This window comes from Skermanella sp. (assembly GCF_059503625.1).
In genome coordinates, this window is sequence record NZ_JCACHA010000257.1 from 1 (window position 1) to 3143 (window position 3143).

The window sequence follows — 3143 nt, forward strand, 5'->3', positions numbered from 1 at the left end:
CAGTCGAGGGCCGGCGACCGCTGGCATTTGGATGAGGTGTTCATCCGGATCAATGGCGTCCAGCATTATATCTGGCGTGCAGTCGATCAGGACGGCGTAGTGCTCGACGTCCTGGTGCAGAGCCGGCGCAACACCAAGGCGGCCAAGCGCCAGATCATCCCACACGTTGAACACCGGCAAAGCCGCTACCTCAACAATCGCGCGGAGAATTCGCATCAGCCGACCCGCCAGCGGGAACGGCGGATGAAGCGGTTCAAGTCGCCTTGGCAGGCCCAGCAGTTCCTGTCCGCCCACGACCCCATCCACCAGCACAGCCATCCCCGCCGACATCTGATGAATGCCGCCGAGTACCGCGCCTACCGCACCAACGCGTTCTATGGCCCGACAATCTGGATAGGAAGAGCGTCAATCAGGATCGGAATGGAATGTCGCGGTCGTGATGGAGGGCGGGCGTAGCCCGGCCGTAGTCACGACCGCGACACCGACGTCCTTTTGGAAAAGGGCGCCGCTAACGGAAGCGGTGAATGCGGCCAGGATCGAGGATCTTCACGCCAATGAGGAACCCCGATCTTGCCGGGCACACACATCACCGACCGCCAAGTGAGCCTTTACATGAAAAACCGACAGACCAACACTCCCGCCGTCGCTGCGGCCAAAGCCGGCTTCAGCACGTCGACCGCCTATCGCATCGAGCAGGACCCACGACCACCCTCGCAGAAGATCTCACCTCGTGGCCGGCGCCGTCCGGATCCGCTGGCCGGGATCTGGGACAGCGAGGTGGTGCCGATGCTCAAAGCCGCTCCAAGCCTGCGCTCGGTTGCCGTGTTCGCCGAGATGCGCCGGCGGCACCCGGACCTGAGTGAGAAGGTCCGCCGGACGCTGGAACGCCGGATCCGGGCCTGGCGGGCCGTCAACGGCCAGGACCAGGACGTCATCCTCCGGCAGGAGCACGAGCCCGGCCGGATGGGCTTGTCGGACTTCACCGACATGGCCGACGCCGCCGTGTCCATTGCCGGACAGCCGCTCGAGCACCGTCTCTTCCACTTCCGCCTGGCTTATTCCGGCTGGCAGCATGCCCATGTCATCCTGGGCGGCGAGAGCTTCGTCGCCCTGGCCGAAGGGCTGCAGAACGCTCTCCGGTCACTCGGCGGGGCGCCGGCGGATCATCGCAGCGACAGCCTGTCGGCGGCTTTCCGCAATCTGGACCGGGATGCCGCCGAGGACCTGACCGGTCGCTACGAGGAGCTGTGCCGCCATTACGGCATGGTCCCGAGCCGCAACAACCGCGGCGTTGCCCATGAGAACGGCTCCATCGAGAGCCCGCATGGCCATCTCAAGCGCGCCATCGGCGATGCGCTGCTGCTTCGGGGCAGCCGGGACTTCCCGGACCTGTCCGATTATCGCCGTTTCATCGACGAGGTGGTCGCCCAGCAGAACACCCGCCTAGCCAAGGAGATCGAGGTCGAGCGCGGCGCTCTCAAGCCGTTGCCGCCCGACAGAACCGCCGACTTCGAGCAGACCCTCGTCCACGTCACGTCCAGTGGCGGCTTCACCCTGCGCAAGGTGTTCTACACCGTGCCTTCCTGGCTGATCGGGCATCGCCTGCGGGTCCACCTGTTCGACGATCGCCTGGACTGCTTTCTCGGCGGCACGCACGTCCTCAGCCTCACCCGCGGTCGTCCACGCGGCAACGGCAGGCACGGCCATGTCGTCGATTACCGCCACGTCATCCATGCTCTGCGGCGCAAGCCGATGGCGCTGCTCAACCTCGTCTACCGCGACCAGCTGTTCCCGCGCCGTGCCTATGACCGGGCCTTCGAGGCGCTGCTCGCCGCTGGCAATGACCGCCAGGCCTGCGTCATCGCCGTCGGCCTGCTGTCGCTGGCTCACGAGCGCGGCTGCGAGGCCGAACTGGCCGAGGCGCTCGACGCGGACCTGGAAGCGGGGCGGTTGCCCGACCTTCCAGCCCTGCGTGAACGCTTCCAGCGCACCGGGGCTCCGGTCACCGATGTCGTCGTCGATCTCGTGCCGCTGAGCGTTTACAACGAACTGGCCACCCTGCATCCGGGAGCCGCGGCATGAATGCGACCGATCCCATCGACACCGCTCGCCTGTCGCTGGCCCTGGGAGATCTGCGCCTGCCTGCCATTAAGGTGATCTGGCCGGACTTCGCCGAGCGGGCCGACAAGGAGGGCTGGCCTGCCGCCCGATTCCTGGCCGCCCTGACCGAGCACGAGATCGCCGAGCGCTCCCGCCGGCGGATCGAACGTCATCTCGACGAAGCCCGGCTGCCTCCGGGCAAGACCCTGAAAAGCTTCGAGTTCGAGGCTGTTCCCATGGTCAGCAAGGCTCAGGTGATGGCCCTTGTCGCCGGAGACAGCTGGTTGGAAAAAGGCGCCAATCTCATACTTTTTGGCCCTGCCGGCGGCGGCAAATCGCACTTGGCGGCAGCGATTGGCTACGCTCTGGTGGAAAATGGCTGGCGGGTGCTGTTCGCCAGAACCACCGACCTGGTTCAGAAACTTCAGCTCGCCAGGCGGGATCTCGCTCTGGAGTCCGCTCTTGCCAAGCTGGACAAATACAACCTCCTGATCCTCGATGACTTCGCCTACGTTGCCAAGGACCAGGCAGAAACAAGCGTCCTGTTTGAACTGATTGGAACCCGGTACGAACGGCGATCCTTGTTGATCACGGCAAACCAGCCGTTCGGTGACTGGGGTGGCATCTTCCCCAACCAGGCCATGACGCTGGCCGCCATCGACCGGCTCGTCCATCACGCCACCATCTTCGAGATGAACGTGGAAAGCTACCGTCGAAGGGTCGCACTGGAACGAAAACGCGGGCCCGGCCGGCCTGCTTCGCGAGCTACAATCAACGCGAACATGATTGACGCTGCGCGACAGGACACTTGAAACCTAACCCGATCAGCGTCAATCATCCTGACGCCGCGACCTCAGACATTCTTATCCTATTCGTCGCGCTTTTCATCCAGATTGTCGCGCCATACGATCTTAGCGGCGCTGGCGGCGCTCTGTGTAGCGTCCGGCTTGATCGCCGTCGTGTATCGGGTGCTGTCGTAGCGCAGAAGAAGGCCCGCTCTCGGGGCATGAGAGCGGGCCTAAGTCTATCTCAGAGGCTAGACA

At 64.5% G+C, this 3143-nt stretch carries 3 protein-coding genes; all 3 read left to right on the forward strand.

Translation table 11 applies throughout. The features are described 5' to 3' along the window. On the forward strand, positions 1 to 456 hold a 456-nt coding region (locus tag AC5JJ6_RS06140; protein ID WP_496041193.1), incomplete at its 5' end, for an IS6 family transposase. A gap of 114 nt (positions 457 to 570) precedes the next feature. After that, positions 571 to 2082, forward strand: a complete 1512-nt coding sequence (istA, locus tag AC5JJ6_RS06145; protein WP_496041194.1) for an IS21 family transposase — start codon at positions 571 to 573, stop codon at positions 2080 to 2082. After that, complete coding sequence (gene istB, locus AC5JJ6_RS06150) at positions 2079 to 2912, forward strand: IS21-like element helper ATPase IstB (protein WP_496041195.1); 834 nt, start codon at positions 2079 to 2081, stop codon at positions 2910 to 2912. Before istA ends, istB begins: the two co-directional genes overlap by 4 nt. Positions 2913 to 3143: the final 231 nt, after the last annotated feature.

What these genes read in the sequence shown, in the direction of transcription:
- istB (WP_496041195.1), top strand. Translation starts at nt 2,079, where the DNA reads ATGAATGCGACCGATCCCATCGACACCGCTCGCCTGTCGCTGGCCCTG.